The sequence below is a fragment of the uncultured Salinicola sp. genome, from assembly GCF_937921195.1.
Classification (GTDB): domain Bacteria; phylum Pseudomonadota; class Gammaproteobacteria; order Pseudomonadales; family Halomonadaceae; genus Salinicola.
In genome coordinates, this window is sequence record NZ_CALFQK010000127.1 from 36,580 (window position 1) to 62,686 (window position 26,107).

At 66.2% G+C, this 26,107-nt stretch carries 25 protein-coding genes; 9 read left to right on the top strand and 16 right to left on the bottom strand.

Annotated features, from left to right (window positions below; translation table 11 throughout):
• Nucleotides 1-4: 4 nt before the first annotated feature.
• A complete protein-coding gene (locus tag Q0602_RS14520; protein WP_298844772.1) occupies nt 5-1,213 on the bottom strand; it encodes an MFS transporter in 1,209 nt (402 codons plus the stop codon).
• 196 nt (nt 1,214-1,409) lie between these two features.
• Here Q0602_RS14520 and gmk point away from each other — a divergent pair, with 196 nt between their 5' ends.
• From gmk to Q0602_RS14540, 4 genes are all read left to right on the top strand, one after another.
• Nucleotides 1,410-2,072, top strand: a complete 663-nt coding sequence (gmk, locus tag Q0602_RS14525) for a guanylate kinase (RefSeq protein ID WP_298844775.1) — start codon at nt 1,410-1,412, stop codon at nt 2,070-2,072.
• Between the two features lie 150 nt (nt 2,073-2,222).
• Nucleotides 2,223-2,480 carry a DNA-directed RNA polymerase subunit omega gene (rpoZ, locus tag Q0602_RS14530; protein WP_075561565.1) on the top strand — a complete coding sequence of 86 codons (258 nt, stop codon included), beginning with the start codon at nt 2,223-2,225 and terminating at the stop codon, nt 2,478-2,480.
• A 113-nt stretch (nt 2,481-2,593) separates the two neighbouring features.
• Nucleotides 2,594-4,756, top strand: coding sequence for a RelA/SpoT family protein (locus tag Q0602_RS14535; RefSeq protein WP_295035181.1), 2,163 nt, complete (start codon nt 2,594-2,596; stop codon nt 4,754-4,756).
• 267 nt (nt 4,757-5,023) lie between these two features.
• On the top strand, nt 5,024-5,413 hold the full coding sequence (locus Q0602_RS14540; RefSeq protein ID WP_295035179.1) for a RidA family protein: 390 nt from the start codon (nt 5,024-5,026) through the stop codon (nt 5,411-5,413).
• Nucleotides 5,414-5,449: 36 nt separating this feature from the next.
• Here the strand turns inward: Q0602_RS14540 and Q0602_RS14545 are convergent, their stop codons facing one another.
• A complete protein-coding gene (locus Q0602_RS14545; protein ID WP_298844781.1) occupies nt 5,450-6,367 on the bottom strand; it encodes an AraC family transcriptional regulator in 918 nt (305 codons plus the stop codon).
• A 530-nt stretch (nt 6,368-6,897) separates the two neighbouring features.
• On the opposite strand from Q0602_RS14545, the gene Q0602_RS14550 reads away from it, so the two are divergent.
• The 3 genes from Q0602_RS14550 (at nt 6,898) to thpR (ending at nt 11,971) form a co-directional block, all read left to right on the top strand.
• Nucleotides 6,898-8,079 carry an efflux RND transporter periplasmic adaptor subunit gene (locus Q0602_RS14550; RefSeq protein ID WP_298844783.1) on the top strand — a complete coding sequence of 394 codons (1,182 nt, stop codon included), beginning with the start codon at nt 6,898-6,900 and terminating at the stop codon, nt 8,077-8,079.
• Between the two features lie 103 nt (nt 8,080-8,182).
• Entirely contained in the window at nt 8,183-11,365 is a 3,183-nt protein-coding gene (locus tag Q0602_RS14555; RefSeq protein ID WP_298844786.1) for an efflux RND transporter permease subunit, read from the top strand.
• A gap of 75 nt (nt 11,366-11,440) precedes the next feature.
• Complete coding sequence (gene thpR / locus Q0602_RS14560) at nt 11,441-11,971, top strand: RNA 2',3'-cyclic phosphodiesterase (protein WP_298844790.1); 531 nt, start codon at nt 11,441-11,443, stop codon at nt 11,969-11,971.
• Nucleotides 11,972-11,979: 8 nt separating this feature from the next.
• Here the strand turns inward: thpR and phnP are convergent, their stop codons facing one another.
• From phnP to Q0602_RS14630, 14 genes are all read right to left on the bottom strand, one after another.
• The gene (gene phnP / locus Q0602_RS14565; protein WP_298844793.1) at nt 11,980-12,759 is read right to left on the bottom strand and encodes a phosphonate metabolism protein PhnP; all 780 of its coding nucleotides are present in this window, start codon (nt 12,757-12,759) and stop codon (nt 11,980-11,982) included.
• A complete protein-coding gene (gene phnN / locus Q0602_RS14570) occupies nt 12,756-13,307 on the bottom strand; it encodes a ribose 1,5-bisphosphokinase (protein ID WP_298844796.1) in 552 nt (183 codons plus the stop codon). Before phnN ends, phnP begins: the two co-directional genes overlap by 4 nt.
• A 25-nt stretch (nt 13,308-13,332) precedes the next feature.
• Nucleotides 13,333-14,481 (bottom strand): alpha-D-ribose 1-methylphosphonate 5-triphosphate diphosphatase, encoded by a 1,149-nt coding sequence (locus Q0602_RS14575; protein ID WP_298844799.1) that lies wholly within the window; start codon nt 14,479-14,481, stop codon nt 13,333-13,335.
• On the bottom strand, nt 14,478-15,230 hold the full coding sequence (gene phnL / locus Q0602_RS14580) for a phosphonate C-P lyase system protein PhnL (protein ID WP_298844801.1): 753 nt from the start codon (nt 15,228-15,230) through the stop codon (nt 14,478-14,480). Before phnL ends, Q0602_RS14575 begins: the two co-directional genes overlap by 4 nt.
• Before the next feature lie 13 nt (nt 15,231-15,243).
• Nucleotides 15,244-16,128 (bottom strand): phosphonate C-P lyase system protein PhnK, encoded by an 885-nt coding sequence (locus Q0602_RS14585; RefSeq protein ID WP_298844803.1) that lies wholly within the window; start codon nt 16,126-16,128, stop codon nt 15,244-15,246.
• A complete protein-coding gene (locus tag Q0602_RS14590; protein WP_298844808.1) occupies nt 16,125-16,958 on the bottom strand; it encodes an alpha-D-ribose 1-methylphosphonate 5-phosphate C-P-lyase PhnJ in 834 nt (277 codons plus the stop codon). The genes Q0602_RS14585 and Q0602_RS14590 overlap by 4 nt, the downstream gene beginning before the upstream one ends.
• A gap of 1 nt (nt 16,959) precedes the next feature.
• Complete coding sequence (locus tag Q0602_RS14595; protein WP_298844811.1) at nt 16,960-18,084, bottom strand: carbon-phosphorus lyase complex subunit PhnI; 1,125 nt, start codon at nt 18,082-18,084, stop codon at nt 16,960-16,962.
• The gene (gene phnH / locus Q0602_RS14600) at nt 18,084-18,722 is read right to left on the bottom strand and encodes a phosphonate C-P lyase system protein PhnH (RefSeq protein WP_295035159.1); all 639 of its coding nucleotides are present in this window, start codon (nt 18,720-18,722) and stop codon (nt 18,084-18,086) included. Before phnH ends, Q0602_RS14595 begins: the two co-directional genes overlap by 1 nt.
• Nucleotides 18,723-18,765: 43 nt before the next feature.
• Nucleotides 18,766-19,218: a phosphonate C-P lyase system protein PhnG gene (phnG, locus tag Q0602_RS14605; RefSeq protein WP_295035157.1), complete on the bottom strand. Its 453-nt coding sequence runs from the start codon at nt 19,216-19,218 to the stop codon at nt 18,766-18,768.
• Complete coding sequence (phnF, locus tag Q0602_RS14610) at nt 19,215-20,027, bottom strand: phosphonate metabolism transcriptional regulator PhnF (protein ID WP_298844815.1); 813 nt, start codon at nt 20,025-20,027, stop codon at nt 19,215-19,217. The genes phnG and phnF overlap by 4 nt, the downstream gene beginning before the upstream one ends.
• 34 nt (nt 20,028-20,061) lie before the next feature.
• Entirely contained in the window at nt 20,062-20,853 is a 792-nt protein-coding gene (phnE, locus tag Q0602_RS14615; protein ID WP_298844816.1) for a phosphonate ABC transporter, permease protein PhnE, read from the bottom strand.
• A gap of 114 nt (nt 20,854-20,967) precedes the next feature.
• Nucleotides 20,968-22,014: a phosphonate ABC transporter substrate-binding protein gene (phnD, locus tag Q0602_RS14620; protein ID WP_298844817.1), complete on the bottom strand. Its 1,047-nt coding sequence runs from the start codon at nt 22,012-22,014 to the stop codon at nt 20,968-20,970.
• Between the two features lie 90 nt (nt 22,015-22,104).
• A complete protein-coding gene (gene phnC / locus Q0602_RS14625; RefSeq protein ID WP_298844819.1) occupies nt 22,105-22,929 on the bottom strand; it encodes a phosphonate ABC transporter ATP-binding protein in 825 nt (274 codons plus the stop codon).
• A gap of 257 nt (nt 22,930-23,186) precedes the next feature.
• The gene (locus Q0602_RS14630) at nt 23,187-24,065 is read right to left on the bottom strand and encodes an SDR family oxidoreductase (protein ID WP_298844821.1); all 879 of its coding nucleotides are present in this window, start codon (nt 24,063-24,065) and stop codon (nt 23,187-23,189) included.
• Nucleotides 24,066-24,201: 136 nt separating this feature from the next.
• Here Q0602_RS14630 and Q0602_RS14635 point away from each other — a divergent pair, with 136 nt between their 5' ends.
• Nucleotides 24,202-25,122, top strand: a complete 921-nt coding sequence (locus Q0602_RS14635) for a hydrogen peroxide-inducible genes activator (protein WP_298844826.1) — start codon at nt 24,202-24,204, stop codon at nt 25,120-25,122.
• Nucleotides 25,119-26,107, top strand: a 989-nt coding sequence (locus Q0602_RS14640) for an OB-fold nucleic acid binding domain-containing protein (RefSeq protein ID WP_367276978.1), incomplete at its 3' end; no start/stop codon positions are given. The genes Q0602_RS14635 and Q0602_RS14640, both read left to right, overlap by 4 nt.

Consider the following 26,107-nt stretch of genomic DNA (forward strand, 5'->3'; position numbering starts at 1 on the left):
CTGATCAGGCGTCCGACGATTCACCCTGACGCGACGGCCGCAGCAGCATGGCCAGCGCCACGCAGCAGAGCAGTGCCACCAGCAGCGCGAACAGCAGCCCGGTCAGTTGGAGGCTGATGACGGAAGCCACCACGCCGATGCCGATCACCGGCAGCGAGATGGCGATGTAGGCCACCACGAAGAAGGTCGAGACCACCGATGCCTTGTGCTCCGCCGGGCTTGCCGCCGCGATGGCGCCCAACCCGGCACGGAAGGCGATGCCTTGGCCGATGCCGGCGACGACAGGGCCGGCGATGAACCCCGTCAACGTCTTCGCGCCGATGCCCCAGGCGATCAACAGCACGCCGATCAGCAAGACGCCGCAGCCGATCGGCAGACGCCGGGCCTCGGGCAACTTGTCCTGCACCATCTGCCCCAGGGTGGAGGCGATGAAGAGCAGCCCGGCCACGAAGCCGATCAGCGCCGGGTTGTGATGGTCAAGTTCCCTGCCGAGAAAGGCCGGCGTCACCGAGGTCGCAAAACCGCACACCATGAAGCCGGCAAAAGCGGCAATCGCCGCGGGGACGAAAACGCTGCGGACCCCTTCGGGCACGCCGAGCCGCTGCACGCTCAGCCGTATCCGCGCCGGTCGATCCACCGTCTCGGGCGCCCGCCAGAGGCAGAGCACGGCCAGCAGGACCAGGGCCAGGTGGACGACGTAGGGAAGGATCAACGGCATCGGGAACGCCACCGCCAGCACCCCGGCGAGCATCGGCCCCAACCCCAGCCCGCCCATGTTGGCCGCGGTGGCAACCAGCGGGCCGATCCGCTTCCAGGCGTCGGGCACCAGCTCCATCACCGCGACGGTGGCGGTACCGGTGAAGATGCCGGCCGAGATACCGGACAGCACGCGGCCGGTCAGGATCATGCCGAGACCGCCGGCATGCCAGAACACCACGTCGCTCAACGCCGAGGCGGCCAGACCAGCGAACAGCATCGGACGCCGCCCCAACTGATCCGACCAGCGTCCGGTCAGCAGCAGCGCGCCCATCACGCCGGCGGCGTAGACCGCGAAGATGATCGTGATCGTCAGCTGGGAGAAGCCGAACTGCTGCTGATAGATCGGATAGAGCGGCGTCGGCATGGTGGTGCCGATCATGGTAAGCAAGAAGGCGAACGCGGCACCGATGAAGGCGACCGGGCTGCCGGTCGCGGCATGCTGTGAAGAGGCCATGGAATTCCTTCGGAGATGAATCGGGTTGGGCGTCGTCGTGCGATCTCGAGCGCCGGCGAGATCGCGAACCCGACGCCGGGCGAAACTCGCGGTCCGCCACCATTCTAGCGCACGACCCGACGCGCCGGGCCGCCCCAATCGCTTCGATTCATGGCATACTGAGCCGCTTCACGCACTTCCTCACGGCCGTCTCGCCATGTCGCAAAGTACTTCCGCACCGCACGCCAACGCCGCGCCGGCAGTCGGCACGCTCTACATCATTTCCGCACCCTCCGGTGCCGGCAAGACCAGCCTGGTCCGCGCCCTGCTCCAGCGCAACGCGGGCATCGGCGTCTCGGTTTCCCATACCACGCGGGCGATGCGCCCCGGCGAGCAGGACGGCGTCAACTACCACTTCGTCGATCAGCCCGGGTTCGAGGCGATGGTCGAGCGCGGTGAATTCTTCGAGCACGCCTGGGTCTTCGACCGCCACTACGGCACCTCGCGGGTCGAGGTCGAGAAGCGCCTTGCCGTGGGCGAAGACGTGATTCTGGAAATCGACTGGCAGGGCGCCCGGCAGGTTCGCGAGCAGGCACCGGACGCGGAGTCGATCTTCATCCTGCCACCGTCGCGGGAAGCGCTGCGCGAGCGGCTTTCCGGGCGGGGCACCGACGACGAGGCAGTGATCGAACGGCGCATGCGTGACGCGGTCAGCGAGATGTCGCATTACGACGAGTACGGGCATGTCATCATCAACGACACTTTCGAGCACGCCCTGACCGAGCTCGAGTGCATCGTTCATGCACGCCGGTCGCGCCTCGACAAGATGCGGGCACGTCATGCGACGCTGCTCGACGAGCTGCTGAACGGCCTCGACTGAACCGCCACCGGCGGGCTGCTGCCGGTCGTTGCGCGCTCTTGCCACGCGTTGAGGACTCTTGTCAGACAACGCGCGACTCCAGTAGACTGCTCGGTCCCGCAGACCCCGCAATCCGGGGCGCGTTCACCCATTTCTGGCAGGGCTACCCTCATGGCACGAGTGACCGTCGAAGATTGTCTGGACCACATCGAGAACCGTTTCAAGCTGGTAATGATCTCGTCCCAACGCGCCCGCCAGCTCGCGCGCGGCTCCCGCGATGCGCTGCTGCCGTGGGAAAACGACAAGCCGACCGTCATGGCACTGCGCGAAATCGCCACCGGCCAGATCGGCGACAGTATTCTCGACGAGCCGGTCGAAGCCGCGCCGCCGCGCCCGCGCCCCGAGCCGACCCAGGAATACGACATCTGAGCCAGCCTCCTGGCATGACCGAGGGCTACCGGACCGTTGGCGTGATCCCCATGGAGCCGGTTGCCGGACGGACAATGAAAAACGGGTCGTTAACGAAAAAATAGGCGCGCCGCATGTTCACCATCGATGACCTGGCCGATCGCCTCGGCGGCTATCTCCCCGACGACGAGATTCAGCAGGTCAAACGCGCCTTCTACTATGCCGAACAGGCCCACGACGGCCAGCAGCGCCGCTCCGGCGAGCCCTACGTCACCCATCCGCTCGCCGTCGCCAATATCCTCGCCAACATGCACATGGACCATCAGAGCCTGATGGCCGCCATGCTGCACGATGTCATCGAAGACACCAGCGTCTCCCGGGAAGCGCTGGAAGCGCAGTTCGGCGAGGCCGTGGCGGAACTGGTCGACGGCGTCTCGAAGCTGACCCAGATCACCTTCGAGGACAAGGCGGTCGCCCAGGCCGAGAATTTCCAGAAGATGGTGATGGCGATGTCCCGGGATATCCGAGTGATCATCGTCAAGCTCGCCGACCGCCTGCACAACATGCGCACGCTGGGTGCGCTGCGCCCGGACAAGAAGCGCCGCATCGCCCGCGAAACCCTGGAAATCTATGCCCGCATCGCCGGACGCTTGGGGATCAACACCATTCGCGTCGAGCTCGAGGATCTGTCGTTCCAGGCGATCCACCCGATGCGGTCCGAGCGCATCAAGCGCGCGGTGGCCAGCGCCCGCGGCAACCGCCGCTCGACCATGCGCCAGATCCAGACCAGCCTGCAGCGCCGCCTCGACGAGGACGACCTGACCGGCAGCGTGGTGGGACGCCAGAAGCACCTGCTGTCGATCTACCGCAAGATGCACGACCAGCGCAAACCGTTTGCCGAGATCATGGACGTGTTCGGTTTCCGCATCATCACCGACAGCGTCGACAACTGCTATCGCGTGCTGGGCGCGGTGCACAACCTCTACAAGCCGGTACCGGGGCGCTTCAAGGACTACATCGCGATCCCCAAGGCCAACGGCTACCAGAGTCTGCACACCACCCTGTTCGGCCCCAGCGGCATGCCGATCGAGGTGCAGATCCGCACCCGCGAGATGGAGGCGATGGCCAACAACGGCATCGCCGCCCACTGGCTCTACAAGGCCGGCCAGACCGAACGCCCGATTGCCGCCGGCAGCCATGCCCGTGCCCGCGAGTGGGTCCGCGGCCTGCTCGAGATGCAGCGTCATGCCGGCGATTCGCTGGAGTTCATCGAGCACGTCAAGAACGACCTTTTCCCGGACGATGTCTACATCTTCACCCCCAAAGGCGACATCATGGAGTTGCCGCAAGGGGCCACGGCGGTCGACTTCGCCTACAGCGTGCACACCGACATCGGCAACAGCTGCATCGCCTGCCGCATCGATCGTCATCTCGCGCCGCTGTCGACGCCGCTGGAGAGCGGCCAGACGCTCGAGATCATCACCGCCCCCGGCGCGCGCCCCAATCTCGCCTGGCTCAATTTCGTGATCACCGCCAAGGCGCGCTCGGCGATTCGCCATGCGCTGAAGAGCCAGCAGCGCAGCGAGGCGATCCAGCTGGGACGCCGCCTGCTCAACCGGGCGCTGGGCAGCTTCGAGACCAGCCTGGACAAGCTGCCGCCGGAGCGACTCTCGGCACTGCTGGACGAGCTGGATCTCAAGACCGAGGACGATCTGCTCGAGACCATCGGCCTCGGCACCCGCCTGGCGCATGCCACGGCGCGACGCCTGGTCGCGAAGGAGCTCACCACGGATGTGGACGCCGGAGCGGGCGATGGCTCCCTGGAGCGGCTGCTGGGGGATTCCCCGCACAACGGTCCGATCGTGATCAACGGCTCCGAGAGCATGGCGATCAGCTTCGCCCGCTGCTGCCACCCGCTACCGGGGGATCCGGTCATCGGCCATCTGTCCATCGGCAAGGGGATCGTCGTCCACCGTCACGAATGTGGTAACCTCGACGAGTTGCGCGACGATCCCGACAAGCTGGTCTCGTTGACCTGGTCGAAGCAGATCGATCAGGATTTCCCGGTACCGCTGCGGATCGAGGTCGAGACCCGGCGCGGCCTGATCGCCGAACTGGCCAGCCTGATCACCGATGCCGACGCCAATATCGAGCGCATCGGGATCGAGGAGCGCGACGCCAGGCTCTCGATCGTCAACCTGACCATTCTGGTCAAGGGGCGCGTTCATCTGGCGCGCATCATCAAGCGCCTGCGCAATCTGAACCATATCGGCCGCATCGTTCGCGCCCGAAACTAATTGCAGGATCGTTGCCCCGCCGTGGCCAATCACGGCGGGGCGACGTTTTTTTCGTTATGGCCCCGGCCATGAACAGCAAAACCGCCGAAAAGCGGTTTGGATGTAAGTAACGCTGAGTAAATCGGCGAGCGGGATGAAACGCACGGAGCACAGACTCGAAGCGAAGCGGAGAGAACGTCCGAAGGACGGCCCCGAAGGGGCGAGAAACCGCAGGTTTCGAGTCAACCGGAAGCACGCAGACATTTATATGATGCTGGAGGGTACGCCATGAGCAACAAAGCCGTTATCAATACCGACAACGCCCCGGCCGCCATCGGCCCCTATTCCCAGGCGATCAAGTCGGGCAACACCGTCTATCTCTCGGGTCAGATTCCGCTCGATCCCAAGACCATGGAGCTGGTCTCCCAGGAGTTCGAAGCCCAGGCGCGCCAGGTCTTCACCAACCTGGCCGCCGTGTGCCAGGAAGCTGCCGGCTCGCTACAGGACATCGTCAAGCTCAACCTCTACCTGACCGACCTCGACAACTTCGCCGTGGTCAACAAGGTGATGGAGGAGTTCTTCCAGTCGCCGTTCCCGGCTCGTGCTGCGGTGGGCGTCAGGCAGCTTCCCAAGGGCAGCCAGGTCGAGGCCGAAGCGGTCATGGTCATCGGCGACTGAGTCCGCGACTCGATCAGCGCCGACCTGGGCGAGCGATCAGGCGCGAGCAGTCTGCGGCAGCTCGCCGCGCAGCTTGCTCACGTCGGTGCGGGGCGGCACCCCGAACAGGCGGCTGTACTCGCGGCTGAAGTGGGATGGACTGCCGTATCCCACGCGGAAACTGGCGGTGGCCGCCTCCATCCCTTCGGTCAGCATCAACCTGCGTGCTTCGTGGAGTCGCAGCTTTTTCTGGAACTGCACCGGCGACATCCGGGTGACCTGCTTGAAGCTGTGGAACAGCGACGACTCGCTCATGTTCACCATCTCCGCCAGCTCGCGAACGCGCAGCGGCTCGGTGAAGCGATCCTTGAGTGCCGCGATCACCTTCGAGATGCGATGGGTCTGGGTGTCGGCCACCGCGAACTTGCGCATGTGCAGGCCGATCTCGCCGATCAGCGCACGGTAGAAGATCTCGCGCCGCACCAGCGGTGCGAGAATGCGAATGTCCTGGGGTGAATCGAGCAGGTTCACCAGCCGCAGCATGGCTTCCACCAGCCCCTTCTCGGCCTGCACGCGACTCAGGCCGCAAGCCGTCTCGGCACACTCCCGCGTCTCCATCTCACCCAGTCCTTCACCCAGCTCCAGCACCAGAGCGGTAATCTCCTGGGCGTCGACGGCGAGCTTCAGACCCAGGTAGGGCCTTTCCGCCGAGGCTTTGGTCACCTTGCCCAGTACCGGCAGATGCACCGCCGACACCATACAGCTCAGCGGTCCATAATCGATCTCCCGATCCCCCAGCCATACCGTCTTGTTCCCCTGCGCGATCAGGCAGAGCGAAGGGTCGTAGACCGTCGAGCCGATACAATTGGTGAGCGACGAGTTGGCGCGCACCAGCTCCAGCCCTGGCACCGATGTCGGCGTCAGACCCTCTTCCGGCGCCCACTTCTGAATCTGACGGGCTAGAGTTTTCGCCAATTGGGCGAGTTCGTCATCTAGCGTTTGGAAAACAGGTTGTACGACACTCACGTTTCCACCCCCTCATGGATCGCAAATTCCCGATCTTGGATGAATCGTGAGTATATGCCGTCATAACGGGGCTTTTATGACGATTTGGCGACTTATGCAGGATTGGGCAAGACCTTTGAAGGAACGGGCAAGCTAGCCCAAAGATCCGCGATGGCCTGCAGAAGCAATGAGTGTCTTTCATCATGAAATAGCGATATTGACAGGATCAGGCAATCAACGCGGAGGAAATCGATAACGCCCGCTCGCGGCGAAACCGTACATTGGCGATCCATGATCCCATGTCGGCACTCGCCGTCTTGCGAGAGGCGGCGCGTATCGACCGGCACCGCTCTCCTCGTCTTCATCGGTTGATCGACGGCCTCTCTCGGCGTCGTCGGTCGCCAACCCTCGACACCGGCTCGACGTCGCCCGCCAGGGCGATCGCCGTGGGCGATGTGGCAAGGGATCGATGATCGGGAACGAAACAAGGGAGCCCAGCAATGAACAAGTCCGACCAGAAGCGTCCGTCGAAAACGGGTCTGACTCGCGGCCTGGGGGTACTGCTCGTCATCGCGCTGCTGGCCGGCTGCGATGCCCATGGCGAGGCAGACTCCGCCAGTGCGCCGCCGCCGCCGGAAGTCGACGTGGCAGCGGTGCTGGTGGAACCGGTCACCCTGCGGGAGACCTTTACCGGCCGCGTGGCCTCGCCGCAGACCGTGCAGGTCCGGCCACGGGTGAGCGGCTATATCGACGAGGTGGCCTTCGAGGAAGGAGAGCTGGTCGAGGCCGGCGACCTGCTGTTCCGTATCGATCCCCGCCCCTACGAGGCTCGTGTCCAGGCCGCCAAGGCATCACTGGCGCAGGCACGCAGCCAGCGTCAACTCGCCGAGGTGGAAGCCGGCCGGGCCAACACCCTGATCGGCCGACAGGCCATCTCCCGGGAGCAGTACGACCAGCGCAAGGCGGCGGCGCTCAATGCCCGGGCGCAGGAAGCCGAGGCCGAGGCCGCGCTGACCAGTGCCGAACTGGAACTGCAGTACACCCGGGTCACCGCGCCGGTAACGGGTCGCACCGGGCGAGCCATGGTCACCAAGGGCAATCTCGCCAGCGCCGACCAGTCGGTGCTGACCACGCTGGTGTCGGTGGATCCCTTGTACGTCTACTTCGACAGCAACGAATCCGAAGCACTGGGAGCGCAGACGCTGCTGGCCCGGGGCGAGACCATGACGCTACATATCGGCCTGACCGGCGAGACGGGCTTCCCCCACCAGGGACAGCTGGATTTCGTCGACAACCAGATCAACGCCGACACCGGCACCCTGCGCTATCGCGCCGTCCTGCCCAACCCGGATGGCGCCTTCAGGCCCGGCCAGTTCGCGCGGGTGGAGATGCCCGTCGCCAACCTCAGCGAGGCGATGCTGATCAACCGCAAGGCAGTGCTCGCCAATCAGAACCGTCGCTTCGTCTACGTGGTCGGCGACGACAACACGGTGACGCCCCGTCAGGTGGAGCTCGGCCGCGAGGTGGGAGAGCTGGTGGTGATCCGCGACGGGCTGAAGGCCGGTGAGCGAGTGATCGTCAACGGTACCCAGAAGGTGTTCGCCCCCGGCATGCCGGTCACGCCCAACCCGATCGCCATGCGCGAGGCGGGCGTGGGCAACGCTGTTGCCACTCGATCCTGAGGCGGCGCCGCACGGCGATCCACCCAACGCTTCCTGAAGCCCTTCTCTCCTCTGAATGACAAGACGCGGCGGGCATCGTCCCCGCCGCCCAGGAGCCTCTGTCATGAATTTTTCCCGCTTTTTCGTCGACCGGCCGATCTTCGCGGCGGTGCTCTCCATCGTCATCTTCGCGGTGGGGGTGATCTCCATCCCCAATCTGCCGATCGGCGAGTACCCGGAGGTGGTGCCGCCCTCGGTGCTGGTGCGCACCACCTACCCGGGTGCCAACCCCAAGGAGATCGCGGAAACCGTGGCGACGCCGCTGGAGGAGGCGATCACCGGCGTCGAGGACATGATGTACTACAAGTCCGTGGCCGGCTCCGATGGCGTCTTGCAGATGACCATCACCTTCCAGCCCGGGACGGATCCCGAACAGGCCACCGTGCGCGTCCAGAACCGGGTCAGCCAGGCGCTGGCGCGGTTGCCGGAAGCGGTGAGGCGACAGGGCGTGACCACCCAGAAGCAGTCCCCCACCTTCCTGATGGTGGTGCACCTGGTCTCGCCGGATGACAGCTACGATACCCTCTACCTGCGCAACTACGCCCGCCTGCACGTGCGCGACCAGCTGGCGAAGATCTCCGGCGTCGGCGAGGCGCAGCTGTTCGGCGGCGGCGATTACGCCATGCGCGCCTGGCTGGACCCCGATCGCATCGCTTCCCACGGCCTCACCGCCGGCGACGTGGTCGACGCCATGCGCGAACAGAACGTCCAGGTCTCCGCCGGCCAGATCGGCGCCGAGCCGATGCCCCACAGCGACTTCCTCACCCTGATCAACGCCAAGGGCCGCCTGTCCACCGAGCAGGAGTTCGGCAACATCGTGCTCAACGTCGGCGAGGATGGCGAAGTCCTGCGGCTTCGCGATGTCGCTCGGCTCGAGATGGGCGCGGGCGACTACACCCTGCGCGCCAGCCTCGACGGCAAGGATGCGGTGGCGATCGGCATCTTCCAGTCGCCCGGCGCCAACGCCCTGCAGATCCGCGACCAGGTGATCCGAACCATGGACGAGCTGGCCACCCAGTTCCCGCCGGGGGTGGAGTATCGCACCGTCTACGACACCACCCTGTTCGTCACCGACTCGATCCGCTCGGTGATCCAGACCCTGCTGGAGGCGATACTGCTGGTGGTGCTGGTGGTGACGCTGTTCCTGCAGACCTGGCGCGCCTCGCTGATTCCGCTGCTGGCGGTGCCGGTCTCGGTGGTGGGTACCTTCGCGGTGCTGTTGCTGCTGGGATATTCGATCAACACCCTGACCCTGTTCGGGCTGGTCCTCGCCATCGGCATCGTCGTCGACGACGCCATCGTGGTGGTGGAGAACGTGGAGCGCAACATCGGCCAGGGGCTGGCACCGCGGGCCGCCGCTCACCAGGCGATGCGCGAGGTGTCCGGGCCGATCGTCGCCATCGGCCTGGTGCTGTGCGCGGTGTTCGTGCCGATGGCGTTCCTCTCCGGGGTGACCGGCCAGTTCTACCGCCAGTTCGCGGTGACCATCGCCATCTCGACGGTGATCTCGACGATCAACTCGCTGACCTTGTCACCGGCCCTGGCGGCGATGCTGCTCAAGCCCCACGACGCGCCCAGGGATCGTCTGACCCGGGTGATCGACTTCCTGTTCGGCTGGCTGTTCCGGCCGTTCAACCGCTTCTTCAACGCCAGCTCCAATCGCTACCAGGGCGTGGTCTCGGGCAGCCTGCGCCGGCGTGGCGCGGTATTCGTGGTCTACCTGGTCCTGCTCGGCACTACCGGCTATCTGTTCAAGCTGGTGCCGCCGGGGTTCATCCCGGTCCAGGACAAGATGTACCTGATCGCCGGCGTGAAGCTGCCGGAGGGCGCCTCGCTGGATCGTACCGATGACCTGCTGCGCCAGGTGGTGGATATCGCCATGGAGACCGACGGCGTCGAACACGCCATCTCGTTCCCCGGCCTCAACGCGCTGCAGTTCACCAACACCGCCAACACCGGGCTGGCGTTTTTGACCCTGAAGCCCTTCGATCAGCGCACCCGCACCGCGGCGGAGATCAACGCCGAGATCGCCGGCAAGATCAGCGGTCTCAAGGACGGCATCGCGTTCTCGTTCATGCCGCCGCCGATCCTGGGTCTCGGCAACGGCTCCGGCTATCAGCTGTTCATCGAGGATCGCGGCGGCCTCGGCTACGGCCCGCTGCAGGAGGCGGTGACCGCCTTCCAGGGCGCGGTGGTGCAGACGCCGGGGATGAGCTATCCGATCACCAGCTACCAGGCCAACGTGCCCCAGCTCGACGCCGAGGTGGACCGACTCAAGGCGAAGACCCAGGGCGTGGCGGTGAGCGACCTGTTCGATACCCTGCAGACCTATCTTGGCTCCACTTACGTCAACGATTTCAACAATTTCGGCCGTACCTGGCAGGTGATCGCCCAGGCCGACGCCCCCTATCGCGACAGCGTCGAGGATATCGCCCGGCTGCGCACCCGCAACGCCCAGGGCGAGATGGTGCCGATCGGCTCGATGATCGATATCCACCAGAGCTTCGGCCCCGATCCGGTGCTGCGCTTCAACGGCTACCCGGCGGCGGATCTGGCCGGCGAAGCCGATCCTCGGGTGCTCTCCTCGCCTCAGGCGATGAGCGTTCTGTCCGATATCGGCGAGCGCGTGCTGCCAGATGGCATCGACTTCGAATGGACCGATTTGAGTTATCAGCAGTTCACCCAGGGCAATGCCGCGCTGGTGGTGTTCCCGCTGGCGGTGCTGCTGGTGTTCCTGGTGCTGGCCGCGCTCTACGAGAGCTGGACGTTGCCGCTGGCGGTGATCCTGATCGTGCCGATGTGTCTGCTGTCGGCGCTGGTCGGCGTCAGGATCTCCGGCGGCGATACCAACGTCTTCGTCCAGGTGGGGCTGGTGGTGCTGATCGGGCTGGCCTGCAAGAACGCCATCCTGATCGTCGAATTCGCCCGCGAGCTCGAGTTCCAGGGTCGCAGCGTGGTGGAAGCGGCACTGGAAGCCTGTCGGCTGCGGCTGCGCCCGATCATCATGACCTCGATCACCTTCACCGCCGCGGTGATACCGCTGGCGCTGGGACACGGCGCCGGCGCCGAAGTACGCCAGGCCCTGGGCATCGCGGTGTTCGCCGGGATGCTCGGCGTGACCCTGTTCGGCCTGTTCCTGACGCCAGTCTTCTACGTGGCGCTGCGCAAGCTGGCCGGTCCGCTCAGCCAGGATCACGGCTCGACGATGGAAGGCGAGGATCACCGGCCGCACAGCGATCCTGCCTGATCGGGAGCCGCCAACCCGTTGGCAAGGAAGGGCTGATGCGTCACCCTGCTGGCAACGCCACCGGGAGCCGACATCGTGACCGTTCCGCGCCGACTCTTCTTCGCCCTGTGGCCCGACGACGCCAGTCGTCGGGCTCTCGCTGCGGAAGCTGAACGCCTGGCACCGCAATGCGGCGGTTATCCGCTGCCGGCGGAGAACATGCATATCACGCTGGCGTTTCTGGGCGGCGTCGATGCCTCGCGGCTGGAGGCGCTCGTCGATCTGACCCGAGCGTGGCCGACGCTAGACGGCGAGTGGACGCTGGATCGACTCGGCCATTTCCCCCAGCCCCGCATCGTCTGGGCCGGCAGCCGGACACCCAATGCCGAACTCACGACGCTCAACGCCGAACTCTGGCGGGCGCTGGGCCGTCACGGTTTTACCTCACCGCAACGTGAATTCACCCCGCACGTCAGCCTGGTTCGCCAGGCCGACCACGCGGCCACGGTTTCACGGCTGTCCACCCGGATCCGCTGGCGTTTCGACCATCTGGCCCTGGTGGAATCGCAGCTCGGCGGCGGCGGCTCGCACTATCGAACGCTGGCTGGCGGTGGTAGCGCTCCTTGAACCTGCGTTCAGAACGGAATCTCCAGGTTGTCACAAGCCATCTCGACGCCTGCCGGCAGGATTCGGGAAGTCGCCATGAAGTCGGCATCCAGCTCGTGACTGATATGGGTCAGCCAGGCCCGAGAAGGGCCTAGACGTTCGATGATCTCCAGCGCCATGGCGACGTTGTTGTGATTGCGGGGCGCGGCGCGAGACTCCGGATTCGGGGAGTCATAAGCGTCGGGATGAGTGGCGTCGATCACCACGCCGTGAGGCTGCCATTGGGTCAGGAAGCGCTCGGTGGCGCCGGGCAGGCCCACGGTATCGCACAGCCAGGCGACCCGATTGACGCCGTCTTCGATCGCATAGCCCAGCGTCGGCTTGCTGTGATTGAGCGGCAGCGGCGTGACCTCGAGCCGGCCCAGCACCAGAGGCCGAAACGGCTTGAGGCCGGGCTGGAAGTCGAGAATGCCGGGGTTCCTGTGCAGGTCGGCGCAGCCTTGAGGATCTTTCGGACCATGGACCGGAATCGATTCGCCCCGCCCCCAGCGCAGATGCAGAAGCCCCTGCACATGATCGGCATGATAGTGCGTGAGCAGAATCGCTGCCGGGCGCTGACGCTCGCAGCGGGCGGCCAGATCCATGCGCCCGGCGTCGATCAGGATCAGCTCCCCATCGAGCTCGATCTCGCCGGCGCAGGGCTCGCGGCGGTGGTTGCTCAGCAGCCGCGCGCGCTGGCACGCCGGGCAGTCGCAGCCGAAACAAGGCACCTGGGCGCTGTCGCCGGTGCCGGCGAAGCGCAGCTTCACGCCGGATCGTCCGATACGGGTGCGGCATCGAGCCAGGCTTCGAGCGCCTTCACGCCCTCCGCCAGCTCGCCGCCGTTATCGATGCGTGCGACCCCGGAAAGCGCCTCCTCCTCGCAGCTTCGCGCCAGCCGCGCCTCGATCTCGGCCGGCGTCTCGCGTCCGCGAGCGTTCAGACGCCGGCGCAGCACCTCGGCGTCCGCCACCACTAACACCGGCAACAGCGATTCGCCGAATCGCTCGTGCGCCTTGACCAGCGCGCGGCGGCTGCCGTTGATCACCACCGTGTGCCCCGCCGTCAGCCACGTCTCGATCTCGATGCCGACGCCGTAGTCGAGCCCGTGCGCGCGCCAAGAAAGGCAGAACAGCCCCCGCTCGCGGCGCCAGTGGAATGCCTCGCGGGAGAGTTCGATACAGTTCTCCGCCCCGCTGCTGGCCCGGGTGATATAGCGATGCGCCACCAGCGCGTCCGGGCGACGCCGTGCCAGCTCGCGCAGCAGGCTGTCCTTGCCGACGCCGCTGGCGCCCATGACGTAGATCAGACGCGACATCTCGGACCTCTCGGAAAATACGCCATCAATGAACCTGCTGACCGGCGGTCCACACTCGTCTCAGGATGGGATGATCGTCGATCAGCCGCACCCGCAATAGATCGGCGCGCAGCCCCGGCACCAACCGCCCGCGATCGCCGAGCCCTACCGCTTCGGCCGGTATGCGGGTCGCGGTGGCAACGGCACGGGGCAAGGCGTAGTCGTTCTCCATCGCTGCAACCCGGAATACGGCGTCGAGCAGCGCCGCCGGGTAGTAATCCGACGACAGGATATCTAGCACACCCAGTTCGACCAGCTCGGCGGCGGCGATATTGCCGGAGTGGGAGCCGCCGCGAACCACGTTGGGCGCGCCCATCATCACCGCCATGCCGGCCCGGTGGGAGGCCTCGGCCGCTTCGCGGGTGGTGGGAAACTCCGCGACCCGGGTGCCGTACTCATGACTTTCGGCGACATGCTCGACGGTGGCGTCGTCGTGGCTGGCGATCGCCAGACCGCGCTCGCGACAGATCGCGGCAATGGCGCGACGATGCTCGGCGCTGTAGCGCTGACTGTTGTCGATCTGGGATGCCATGAAGGCATTCATTGCCGCGTCGTCGAGCTTGTACTTGCCCTGATAGTAGACGCGATACGCCTCGAGGCTGGCGAATTGGCGCTGTCCGGGAGCGTGATCCATCAGCGACACCAGCCCCAGCAGCGGTGATGACGACAGCTCTTCGAACCGCGCCAGCGTGTTGGGGTGGCTCACCTCGCAGCGCAGGTGAAGGCGATGATCGACCCGCGCCAGACCGTCGCGAGCGATCCGCGACAGGGCATGGCACATCTCGTCGAGTGCGCCGTGACGCATGCTCTGCTCGTCGACATCGCCCACCGAGACCGCATCGAACACGGTGGTGATGCCGCTGGCCGCCATCTGGGCATCATGGGCCAGCGCGGCCTGGAGACTCGGCCACTCGACCTTGGGCCGCGGCTGGAAGTACTTCTCCATGTTGTCGGTGTGCAGCTCGACCAGCCCCGGCAGCACAAGGTCGCCCTCGCAGTCGATGGCGCCCGCTGTCTGGCTCGCACCGTGATCGATGGCGGCGATCCGGCCATCGCGGATCACCAGGGTGCCGTCGATCGTCTCGTCGTCGAGCACCAATCTGGCGTGGGTCAGAATCTGTTCCTGTGCGCTCATGACAGGCTCTCCCGGAAGGACTGGCTGGTGGCGGCTGGGCTGCCCAGGCTGCCATCCAGTGGCATCAGGCGGTCGGCGACGCGCTCGCGCACGTCCTCGTCGTGAAAGATGCCGAGCATGGCGGTACCGCGCGCCTTGGCCTCATGGATCAGCGCGATCACCACGTCGCGATTGGCGGCGTCCAGCGATGCGGTGGGCTCGTCCAGCAGCAGCAGCGGATGCTCGCCGATGAAGCCGCGGGCGATATTGACGCGCTGCTGCTCGCCGCCGGAGAAGGTGCCGGGCGGCAGTCGCCACAGCCGCTCGGGCAGGTTGAGCCGGGCCAGCAGCGTCTCGGCCCGCTGGCGCGACTCGGCTTCGTCGGCGCCACGCGCCAGCAGCGGCTCCATCACCACGTCGACGGCGGCGACCCGCGGCACCACCCGCAGAAACTGGCTGACATAGCCGATCACGTCGCGGCGCAGGCCGTGCCAGGCGTAGGCCGGCAGTGTCTCGAGGTCGAGTTCGCCGTCGTCGAAATGCAGCCGGATCCGCCCCTGATCGATGCGGTAGTCGCCGTAAAGCATCTTCAACAGCGTGCTCTTGCCGATACCGCTGCGCCCGGCCAGGACCAGGCATTCGCCGGCGTGCAGCGTCAGCGAGAGATCGCGCATCACGTCGATCTCGAGCCCGCCCTGGCCGTGGAGCAGAAACTGCTTGTGCAACCCGCTCACCGTGAGGCGAGGTCGAGCGTTCGTCATGGAATGCATTGAAATTCCTCCCTCAGGGCGTCAGGACAGAAGAAACCAGCAGCTGCGTATATTCGTGCTGCGGGTCGTCGAGAATCTGATCGGTGAGGCCGGTCTCCACCACCTGACCGCGGCGCATCACCATCAGCCGGTGGGCGAGCAGACGCGCCACGGCGAGATCGTGGGTCACCAGCACCACCGAGAGGCCGAGGCTTCTCACCAGCGTGCGCAGCATGTCCAGCAGCCGCGCCTGGACCGAGACGTCCAACCCACCGGTGGGCTCGTCCATGAACACCAGCCGCGGCCGGGTGACCAGGGTGCGGGCGATCTGCAGGCGCTGCTGCATGCCGCCGGAAAAGGTGCGCGGGGCATCGTCGATGCGCCCGGGATCGAGCTCGACCTGGCGCATCCACTCCTGACCGGTGGCGCGGAGCTGGCCGTAGTGGCGCTGGCCCTGGGCCATGAGCCGTTCGCCGATGTTGGCCCCGGCGGAAACGCCCATGCGCAGGCCGTCGCGCGGATTCTGATGCACCAGACCCCACTCGAGGCGCAGCAGCGCCCGGCGACGCGCCTCGCCGATGGCGTAGAGGTCGATTTCGGCCTCATCCCTCTCCAACTCTCCCTTATCCAGCACGCCTTCTCCGGCTCGAGCGGCTTCGGGCTCGTGGACATCGGCTCGAGCGGCTTCGGGCTCGTTAGAAGGCCGGCGGTAGACCACGCGCCCGGCATCCGGCGCTTCCAGCCCGGCAAGCACGCGTAACAGCGTCGACTTGCCGGAGCCGGATTCGCCGACGATGCCCAGCACCTCCCCGGCGTGCAGTCGAAAGTCGATCGCCTCGCAGCCCTTGGCGGGGCCGTAGAGGCGGGTGATGTCCTGAACGTCGAGCAGGACCGGACGTGTCAGTCGAGGCTTCTTCATGCCACTTCTCCCCGCCGGGTCTGGCAGTAGTCGGTATCGGAGCAGACGAACATCCGCCCGCCCTTGTCGTCGGTGATCACTTCGTCGAGATAGCTGCGGTCGCTGCCGCACAGCGCGCAGCTGTGCTCCCAGCGCTGGATCTCGAACGGATGGTCCTCGAAGTCGAGACTCTCGACCCGGGTATGGGGCGGGATCGCGTAGAGCCGCTTCTCGCGCCCGGCGCCGAACAGCATCAGTGCCGGGTTGCCGTCGAGCTTGGGGTTGTCGAACTTGGGGATCGGCGACGGGTCCATCACGTAGCGACCGTCCACCTTGACCGGATAGGCGTAGGTGGTCGCGATATGCCCGTAGCGGGCGATGTCCTCGTAGAGCTTGACGTGCATCACGCCGTACTCTTCCAGCGCGTGCATCAGTCGGGTCTCCTGCTCGCTGGGTTCGATGAAGCGCAGCGGCTCGGGGATCGGCACCTGGAACACCAGAATCTGGCCGGCGCGCAGCGGGGTTTCGGGAATCCGGTGGCGGGTCTGGATCACATCCGCCGCGGTGGTCGCGGTGGTGGTCTCGACGCCGGCGACACGCTGGAAGAAGTGGCGGATGCTGACCGCATTGGTGGTGTCGTCGGCGCCCTGGTCGATCACCTTGAGAATGTCGTCGGCGCCCAGAATGCTGGCGGTGAGCTGCACGCCACCGGTGCCCCAGCCATAGGGCATCGGCATCTCGCGGCCGCCGAACGGCACCTGGTAGCCGGGGATCGCCACCGCCTTGAGCAGCGCGCGGCGGATCATTCTTTTCGTCTGTTCGTCGAGGTAGGCGAAATTGTACCCGTCCATATCAACGCTCCTTCGGTTGGGGGCTGGCCGTATCACGAGCGCTGTCGAGTTCCGCCTGACGCGCGGCATGTTCGCGGCGCAGGCGTCTGAGCAGATCGAGCTCGGACTGGAAGTCGACGTAGTGCGGCAGCTTCAGATGCGAGACGAAGCCGGAGGCGTCGACGCTGTCGGCGTGGGCCAGCACGAACTCCGCCTGCTGGGCGGGGCCGATGATCGGCTCGCCCAGCTCCTCGGCGCGCAGGGCGCGGTCGACCAGCGCCATGGCCATGGTCTTGCGCTCGTTGTGGCCGAAGGCGAGGCCGTAACCTCGCGTGAACTGCGGTGCGGCCTCGCGCGAGCCGCCGAACTGGTTGATCATCTGGCACTCGCTCAGCGCGATCTCGCCGACGCAGATGGTCTCGTCCCACTCGTCGACGTGGATCTCGACCTCCACCTGGCCCAGGCGAATCTCGCCGGCAAACGGGTGGTTGCGGCCGTAGCCGCGCTGGGTGGAGTAACCCAGCGCCAGCAGGTAGCCCTCGTCGCCACGGGCCAGCATCTGCAGCCGAGCGGCGCGGTCCATCGGGTAATCCGGCGGATCGCGGGTGATATCCATGGGCTCGCGGCCGTCGTCGATCTCCTGCTCCACCAGCCCCTCGTCGTTGAGCAGTTCGAGAATCTGCGGGCATGGCTCGGCGTCGGTCACGTCGTCCCGGGTCTCGGCAGGCGGTACCTCGGCGCCGGCCAGCTGGAGGAAATCGAGCAGGCGGTGGGTGTAGTCGTAGGTCGGGCCCAGGATCTGGCCGCCGGGAATGTCCTTGTAGGTGGCGCTGATGCGGCGTTCGATGCGCATGCGGGCGGTGTCGAGCGGCTCGCTGACCGCCAGTCGCGGTAGCGTGGTGCGATAGGCCCGCAGCAGGAACACCGCTTCGGTGAGATCGCCGCTGGCCTGCTTGAACGCCAGCGCGGCGAGTTCAGGATCATAGAGCGAGGCTTCGCTCATCACCCGGTCGACGGCCAGGCGCAGCTGATCGCCGATCTGGGCGACCTCGAGTTCCGGGCGATCGCGATCGCCGCGACGGCGGTCGGCCAGCCAGCGGTGGGCGTTGGCGATGGCCTGCTCGCCTCCCTTGACGGCAACGTACATCAGTTCACCTCCCGAGAATCGACGCGCGTGCTGCGGGGCACTGCCGCCAGCTGCGCGCCGCAGCCGAAGATCATGTCCAAACCCCGCGGGAAACTGGCGCGGTTGGCGGCCAGCCGATCCATCAGCGCCCGGCAGCCGGGGGAATCGCCGATGTCGAGTGCGCGGGTGGTCTCGATGCCAGGCCCGGAGAGACTCAAGGGCCCGGCGTTGTCCAGTCGCTCCACGGCGACCAGCAGCGTGGTGCCGCGGTCGGGATAGGTGTCGCTGCCCAGCGCAAACGGCGTCTGTGGATCGAAGGATTCATGGGTCAGCAGCGCGAAATCGGCGTTCGCCGGGTCGTCGGTGATGCGCGCCCCGGTGTGGAAGGTCAGCGCCTCGCGCAGGGGCGGCGAGTCGAGGTCGGCGGCGATCCAGACGCGTGTCTCGAGATCGCAGAGTGTCAGTATCACTCCCCACAGCGCGGCGCCAAGGGCGTCACTCGGCGCCGCCTGGGGCGGTGCCGGCACGGCCAGCGTCGTCAGCGTGCCCGGTTCGGACATGGCGCCGAGAATCTGGCGAAACAGGCGCTGGCTGTCGTGGGCGGGGTCGGCCAGACCAGGCCAGACGAGATCCCTCGTCATTTCCGTCTTGACTGTCATTTCTTTGTCCATCGTCACTTTCTCCATCGTCATTCGCCCGTACTCACTCGCCGCGTACGAGGGTGAAGAAGTCGACGCGGGTGGCGGCGGCGGTGGCGGCGTCACGGCGCTGGCGCTCGGCCAGTTCCTCGGCCAGCGGCGCGAGCAGCTGCGTCTCGAGTGCTTCCTGCCATTCGGCGTGCTGGGCGACGGCATCGGCCAGCGCGATCAGTTCGGCGTGGCGATGATCGCGACCGCGCACCCAGCCGTGGCCGACGGTGCCGTCGTCGAGGGCGACGCTGGCCCGGGTCAGGGTCATCTCGCCCAGGTGGAAGGCGTTGCCGGTACCGCCGGTACGCCCCTTGAGCATCGCCATGCCGGTCTCCGGACCGCGGACGCAGCGGTGCGTGGGGAAATCGCCGAGCCACGCGCCCAGTGCGCCCCAGCGGGCCTCGATGTGCTGACGGGAGGAGAGCGCCAGCAAGCGCTGACGGGCTCCTCGAGGGGTGTGGGTCATGCGTCGTCCTCGTCGGATGGAAAAAGATCGGAAGGGTCGCCGGCGGCGTCGCGATGACGGCCAGCGGCTTCGTCGAAATCCCGGCCCACGGCGTCATCGAAATCGATGTGATAGGAGAGCCGGTCGGCACGCGCCCGCCCCACGGAGACTTCCACCAGCACGCCGGCGGCGTCGGTGTTGTCGCTGGTCATCACCAGCAGCGGGGCGTTGAGCGGGCACTGCAGCCAGCGGGTGTCGTCGCGATCGGCGCCGGCGGCATCGATGCGTACCCGTCGGCGATGCAGGCGCAAGCCATAATGCTGGCCCAGCAGGGCGCGGGTGGAACCGCCGCGATAGCGCTCGAGCCAGCCCGGTACCCGCTCGGGATCGAACCAGTGGCGCAGTCGCATCAGCGGGGCATCGTCGACGGTGCGCACGGTGTCGACCCGCAGCAGCGGCTCGCTGGCGGAGCGCCCGAAGCGCTGGGCGATGGCCTCGGGGGGCGTCACCAGCCCCTGTTCGAGACAGCAGGTGTTCGAGGGCAGGCCGAGGCTGGCCAGATTCTGGGTCACCTTGCTGCCGGCGCTGACGGCGTAGTCGAGCCGCCGGTCGACCACCTGGGTGCCGCGCCCCTGATGGCGGGTCACCAGCCCGGCGGCGACCAGTTCGTCCAGCGCCCGGCGTACCGTGTGGCGGTTGACCGCGAAGCGCTTGGCGAGCTGCGCCTCGGTCGGCAGCAGGTCGCCGGGGCCGTAGTCGGTACGGACCTCGCGGACCAGCACTTCGGCCAGTTCGCGGTAGCGCGGTATCGAGAGGATTTGTCTAGACATCATCAGGCCCAAAAAAGCCGGGAAAGCCCCGGCATCAGATGAAACGCTTGCGAACACGCTGCGACGCCATGTCCAACAGCGTCACGGCAACGATGATCACCAGCATGATCGTGGCGGTCTCGGTGTACTGAAACCCGCGCATGGTCTCCCACAGCGAGACGCCGATACCGCCGCCGCCGACCATGCCGAGCACCGTGGCGGAGCGGATGTTGGATTCGAAGCGATAGAGGCTGACCGAGATCCACAGCGGCAGAACCTGGGGGATCAGGCCGAAGATGATCTCTTCCAGGCGCCCGGCACCGGTGACGCGAACGCCCTCCATCGGCCCGGCATCGGTGGCTTCCACCGCTTCCGAGAACAGCTTGGCGAGCACGCCGGTGGTGTGGACGAACAGCGCCATGGTGCCGGCAAATGGGCCCAGGCCGACTGCGACCACGAACAGCATCGCGAAGACCAGCTCGTTGATCGCGCGGCAGGCATCCATCAGCCGCCGCACCGGCTGGTTGATCCACCACGGCGCCAGGTTGTCCGACGAGAGCAGACCGAAGGGGATCGCGAACAGCACCGCCAGCAGCGTGCCCCAGATGGCGATCTGGATGGTGACCAGCATCTGATCGATGTAGTGATCGAGGCTGCCGAAAGTGGGCGGCACGAAGTCGGCGGCCAGGGTCGCCATGTTGCCGGCGTTCTGGAACAGCAGGCTCGGGGCCATCTCGGCGCCCTGCCAGGCCCAGCCCAGAACAATGACGGCGATCGCCCAGCCCAGCAGTGTGGTCCAGTTGCGTTTACCCGATCGGGCTCGCGCATCGAGTGTGGAAGTGGTCATGCATGGACTCCGCTGCATCGATCATGAAGATGGCAAGGGGGCGGCGTGGATGCCGCCCCGGCCTGTCAGAGACTCGTGTTCAGAAAGCGCTTTCTTGACTTACTCTTTCTTGACTTACTGAGTCGCCATCGCCGTGGTGTTGCCGGCCTTTTTGGCCTGGGCGGCTTCACGAGCGTCCATGCGCTGGTTCAGCGACTCGAGACGCGCATCGAGATCGGCGAGTTGCTTCTGCTTGTCGTCGGCATCGAGGGAATCGTCGGCGGCGACCTGGGCGCGCTGCTTGAACAGCGCCAGCTGACGGATCGGCAGCAGCTGGTCGTTGTCGGAAGCGGCGAAGCCGGACCACTGCAGCGGTTCGAGGATCTTTTTCTGCTTGTCGGTATCGCCGTAGCTGAGGAAGAACTGGCGCAGCTCGTCCTTGGTCTGCTGCGGCAGATTGGTGCGCCAGACCAGCGGGTCGGAGGGGATCAGCGGCGACTTCCAGATCACCTTGAGCTGGGCGGCCTTGTCGGGATGGGTGAGTTCGAGACGCTCCATGCTCTCGGTATTGAAGGTGGCGACGTCGACCTGGCCGTTGGCCACGGTCAGCGCATTGGTCTCGTGGTTGGCGTTGAGCGTGCGCTTGAACGCGGTGTTGGGATCGACGTGATTCTTGGCGAAGACGTAGTAGCCCGGCACCAGGTAGCCCGAGGTGGAGTTGGGGTCGCCGTTGCCGAAGGTCAGCTCGTCGGCGTGCGCCAGCACGTCTTCAACCGTGTTGTAGGGGCTGTCCTTGTTGACGATCATCAGGCTCCAGTAACCCGGCGCACCGTTGGCGGCGACGGTCTGGGCGAAGATCTCGCCGCCGGCGCGATCGACCGCTTCCATCGCCGACTTGTTGCCGTACCAGGCCAGATCGATCTTGTCGAAACGCATCGCCTGGATCACCGCGGCGTAGTCGGTGGCGAAGAACGGCTCGACCTTGACGCCCAAGGCGTCGGACATGTCGTCCAGGAATGGCTGCCACTGGGTCGACTGGTTGGAACTCGACTCGGTGGAGATGATGCCGAAGCGCAGCGGCTCGTCGGCGGCCTGGGCGGAACTCATGGCGAGCGTGCCGCCGAGCAGGCCGAGCCCGGCGATCAGCGGCAGGGCCGTGCGGCGCAAGAGGGATGAGATCATGTCGTTTCCTTGAAGTGTCGTTGATGATGGATCGTTGGTGATAGATCTGTGGCAACGAATCGATGGTCAGCGGTCGAGCGTGCGCCCGGATCAGCCCACCGCGTGCAGCGGCGTCGCGATCCGGTGATCGGGCTGGCGGGACTCGAGCTCGTCGAGACCGGCGTTCTCGTAGAGCGCCTGCAGGCGAGCGTCGGTGAGACCCGCGATCGGCCCGTCGTAGTAGAGGCGGCCCTGCTTCAGTGCGATGGCGCGGCGGCAGTAGCGGCGGGCAACGTCGACCTGATGCAGGGTGACGACGATGGTGCGGCCATCCTCGCGATTGATCCGCTGCAGGATCTCCATCACCTCGCGGGCACTGCGCGGATCGAGGGAGGCGATCGGCTCGTCGGCGAAGATCACTTCCGCCTCCTGCACCAGCGCCCGGGCGATGGCGACGCGCTGCATCTGGCCGCCCGACAGCGTGTTGGCGCGCTGATGGGCCAGTCCGACGATGCCGACGCGCTCCAGCGCCCGTAGCGCCAGATCCCGCTCCTGCTGGGTGAAGCGCCCGGTCAGCGCCCGCCAGCGCGGCATCGCGCCGAGGTGACCGATCAATACATTGGTCATGACGCTCAACCGACCGGCGAGGTTGAACTGCTGGAAGATGTAGCCGCAGCGGCGGCGCTGTTCGCGGCTGGCGCCGAGCAGACGCCCGCCGTGCTGGACGTCGCGATCCAGCACCCGAACATGGCTGTGCGACCGGCGGTCGGCGCGGGTCAATCCGATGAGGTGGCGCAACAGGGTCGACTTGCCCGATCCCGACGGTCCGATCAGGGTGACCAGCTCGCCGGCATGGATCTCGAAACCGATCTCGCGCAGGGCCGCATGGGGACCGAAGGATTTGTCGAGCCGTTCGACGCTAACGATGGCAGTCATGCGATTCGTCCCGGAAAGTGTCGGGCCGCGAGTCGGATCATGACCCCCTGGCCCAGAATGTTGAACACAGTCTGGCGACGTCGTGTGACGGTTATTTATCTAGACAATTAAGAAACGATGACAGGTCGGGCGGCAGCGCGGGCAATCAAAAAAGCGCCCGAAGGCGCTTTATCAAATATTTCAGTGGGTTGAGAAAACGTGTCATCGAGTGGACACGAAATTGTCGCCAAAGCGTCATGCCGGATCGCGAATGATCGTCAGGCTTTTTCCTTGGCCGACAGAAAGCCGCCCTGCTGGAGCACGTCTTCGTAACCTTCGCGGAAGGTGGGATAGCGGAACGTGTAACCGGAATCGAGCAGACGCCGGTTGTTGCAGCGCTTGCTCGAGCGACGCCGCAACGGCGACTGGATCACGTCCGGCGTCTCGACCTTGAGCCGCTTGGCGATCCAGGCCATCACTTCGTGCAGCGGCGCCGAGTCGCAGTCGCTGGCCAGATAGACAGGCTCCAGCGGCTTGCCCTCCAACGACAGTTGAATCAGGTGCGCGATGACCCCTGCACAGTCGTCGCGATGGATACGGTTGGAGTACATCGGCGGGTTCGAGGCCGCGATCCGGCCTTCGCTCACCTGGCGAATCAGGCGATCGCGCCCCGGGCCGTAGATGCCCGAGAAACGCACCGCCGTGCCGGGCAGATCGTGCGCGAGCAGTGCCTGCTCGGCCTCGCGCATCAGCGTGCCGGAGAAACCGTGCGGATCGGTTTCCGAGCTCTCGTCGACCTCCTCGCCACCCTGCTGGGCATAGACGCTGGTCGAGGAGACGAAGAGTACCCGCTCCGGCTTGTTCTCCCGGGCCCCGAAGGTTTCGAGGACCGCTTTCAGGCCCGTCGGATACGCCGTCTCGTAGGCCGACTCCTCGAACCGGTCCGCGGTGACGGCGTAGACGATGATGTCGGCATCCGGCAGCGCCGCCAGCGCCGCTTCGTCGGTGACGTCCAGCGCCACCGCCTCGATACCGGTTCCGTCCAGCGCCCCGACATTGCGCCGCGCGCCGATCACGCGATGACCGGCGTCGATCAACTGCTTCCCGAGCTGAGTGCCAATATCGCCACAGCCGAGAATTAGCGTTGTTTTCTTCACCTTTCCCTAGCCTCTTGGTAAAACGTCCTTGATGATTCGTCCCTGAGGACGCGCACGCACGAGCGTGACCACGAGAATTGCGTACCGCTGTTCACTTGCCAAATCGCGCTGACAGGGAGCCTTTCGGTCCCAGCCAATGACTCTAACAGAACTCCGCTACATCGTAACCTTGGCCCAGGAGCGCCATTTCGGCCGCGCCGCCGAACGCTGCTTCGTCTCTCAGCCAACGCTGTCGGTGGCCGTCAAGAAACTCGAGGACGAACTCGGCATCGCCCTGTTCGAGCGCTCCAAATCCACCGTTCAGGTCACCCCGCTGGGCGAGCGAATCGTCGAACAGGCCCACCGCGTGCTGGAGCAGGCGACATTGATCCGGGAGATGGCCACCGAGGGCAAGGACCAGTTGATCAGCCCGCTGCGAATCGGCGCCATCTATACCATCGGCCCTTACCTGTTCCCGCACCTGATCCCGGCGCTGTCGCGCATCGCGCCGCAGATGCCGCTCTATATCGAGGAGAGTTTCACCGGCGTGCTGCGGCGCAAGCTGCGCAACGGCGAGCTCGATGCGATCTTCGTGGCGCTACCCTTCAACGAGCCCGACGTGGTCACCAAGACGCTCTACGAGGAGCCGTTCGAGGTGCTGCTGCCGGCCGGCCATCCGTGGACGGAGAAGGCGGCGATCGACAAGGAGGACCTGCTCACCGAACGCCTGCTGCTGCTCGGCGAGGGCCACTGTTTCCGCGACCAGATTCTGGAGGCGTGCCCGGCGATCAGCGCGCAGCTCAACAATCCCTCGAACACCCTGATTGCCGAGGGCGGCTCGCTGGAGACCATTCGCCACATGGTCGCTTCCGGGCTTGGCATCACGGTGCTGCCCAAGTTGGCGATCGGCACCGGTCATTACGAAGGCGGGCTGCTGGAGAGCCGCCCGTTCAAGGGCGACGTCCCGACGCGCAGTGTCGCACTGGCGTGGCGTGCCAGCTTCCCGCGACCCAAGGCGATCGATGCCCTGATCCAGGCGATCGATAAAATCCAGGGCAGCGACGTCGAGGCCGCATGAGCCTCGACGAACCCGTCACCGACCTCTCCGGCGTCGGCGAGGCGCTGGCCGGGAAACTGGCCAGGCTGGGCATCGAGCAGGTCGCCGACCTGCTGTTCCATCTGCCGCTGCGCTACCAGGATCGTACCCGGATCACCCCCATCGGCACCCTGCGCGCCGGCACCGAGGCGGTGGTGGAGGGCGAGGTGAGCGCCGCCGAGGTCGTCCGCGGCCGTCGCCGCAGCCTGCTGGTCCGGCTCAAGGATGGCTCCGGCATTCTCAGCCTGCGCTTCTTCCACTTCTCGCCGGCCCAGCAGCAGCAGTTCGTCAAGGGCGTGCAGGTGCGCTGCTTCGGCGAAGCCCGCGCCGGCAGCACCGGGCTCGAGATCTATCATCCGGAATATCGCCTGATCCAGTCCGACGCCACGCCGGTGGACGAACACCTGACGCCGATCTATCCCGCCACCGAGGGTCTGGCACAACCGCGCCTGCGCGCCCTGATCCAGCAGGCGCTGAAGCGACTGGCGGCAGCCCCCGAGAGCCTGCCGGAGTGGATTCCCGAACCGCTGCGCGGGCGTTTTCGCCTGCCGGGGCTGATCGAATCGCTGCGCTATCTCCACGAGCCACCGCCCGATGCCCCCCAGGAGCGTCTGGCCGACGGCCGTCACCCCGCCCAGCGACGACTGGCCCTGGAAGAGCTGCTGGCCCATCAGTTGAGCCTGCGCCAGGTCCGCCTGCGGATTCAGGCCGATGGTGCCCCCCGGCTCGCCGCCGCCAGCAATCTGCAGGCGCGCTTCCTGACCCAGCTACCGTTCTCGCTGACCCAGGCGCAGCGCCGCGTGCTGGAGGAGATCGGACGCGACCTGGAGCGGGAGGTACCGATGCTGAGGCTGGTGCAGGGCGATGTCGGCTCGGGCAAGACCGTGGTCGCCGCCATGGCGGTACTGAACGCCATTGCCGGCGACTGCCAGGCGGCGGTGATGGCGCCCACCGAGATCCTCGCCGA

Bases quoted from the DNA above. Each gene is read 5' to 3' on its own strand.
- Q0602_RS14520 (WP_298844772.1), bottom strand. From the start codon at position 1,213: ATGGCCTCTTCACAGCATGCCGCGACCGGCAGCCCGGTCGCCTTCATC.
- gmk (WP_298844775.1), top strand. From the start codon at position 1,410: ATGTCGCAAAGTACTTCCGCACCGCACGCCAACGCCGCGCCGGCAGTC.
- rpoZ (WP_075561565.1), top strand. From the start codon at position 2,223: ATGGCACGAGTGACCGTCGAAGATTGTCTGGACCACATCGAGAACCGT.
- Q0602_RS14535 (WP_295035181.1), top strand. From the start codon at position 2,594: ATGTTCACCATCGATGACCTGGCCGATCGCCTCGGCGGCTATCTCCCC.
- Q0602_RS14540 (WP_295035179.1), top strand. From the start codon at position 5,024: ATGAGCAACAAAGCCGTTATCAATACCGACAACGCCCCGGCCGCCATC.
- Q0602_RS14550 (WP_298844783.1), top strand. From the start codon at position 6,898: ATGAACAAGTCCGACCAGAAGCGTCCGTCGAAAACGGGTCTGACTCGC.
- Q0602_RS14555 (WP_298844786.1), top strand. From the start codon at position 8,183: ATGAATTTTTCCCGCTTTTTCGTCGACCGGCCGATCTTCGCGGCGGTG.
- phnN (WP_298844796.1), bottom strand. From the start codon at position 13,307: ATGTCGCGTCTGATCTACGTCATGGGCGCCAGCGGCGTCGGCAAGGAC.
- Q0602_RS14575 (WP_298844799.1), bottom strand. From the start codon at position 14,481: ATGAGCGCACAGGAACAGATTCTGACCCACGCCAGATTGGTGCTCGAC.
- phnL (WP_298844801.1), bottom strand. From the start codon at position 15,230: ATGCATTCCATGACGAACGCTCGACCTCGCCTCACGGTGAGCGGGTTG.
- Q0602_RS14585 (WP_298844803.1), bottom strand. From the start codon at position 16,128: ATGAAGAAGCCTCGACTGACACGTCCGGTCCTGCTCGACGTTCAGGAC.
- Q0602_RS14590 (WP_298844808.1), bottom strand. From the start codon at position 16,958: ATGGACGGGTACAATTTCGCCTACCTCGACGAACAGACGAAAAGAATG.
- Q0602_RS14595 (WP_298844811.1), bottom strand. From the start codon at position 18,084: ATGTACGTTGCCGTCAAGGGAGGCGAGCAGGCCATCGCCAACGCCCAC.
- phnH (WP_295035159.1), bottom strand. From the start codon at position 18,722: ATGACAGTCAAGACGGAAATGACGAGGGATCTCGTCTGGCCTGGTCTG.
- phnG (WP_295035157.1), bottom strand. From the start codon at position 19,218: ATGACCCACACCCCTCGAGGAGCCCGTCAGCGCTTGCTGGCGCTCTCC.
- phnF (WP_298844815.1), bottom strand. From the start codon at position 20,027: ATGTCTAGACAAATCCTCTCGATACCGCGCTACCGCGAACTGGCCGAA.
- phnE (WP_298844816.1), bottom strand. From the start codon at position 20,853: ATGACCACTTCCACACTCGATGCGCGAGCCCGATCGGGTAAACGCAAC.
- phnD (WP_298844817.1), bottom strand. From the start codon at position 22,014: ATGATCTCATCCCTCTTGCGCCGCACGGCCCTGCCGCTGATCGCCGGG.
- phnC (WP_298844819.1), bottom strand. From the start codon at position 22,929: ATGACTGCCATCGTTAGCGTCGAACGGCTCGACAAATCCTTCGGTCCC.
- Q0602_RS14635 (WP_298844826.1), top strand. From the start codon at position 24,202: ATGACTCTAACAGAACTCCGCTACATCGTAACCTTGGCCCAGGAGCGC.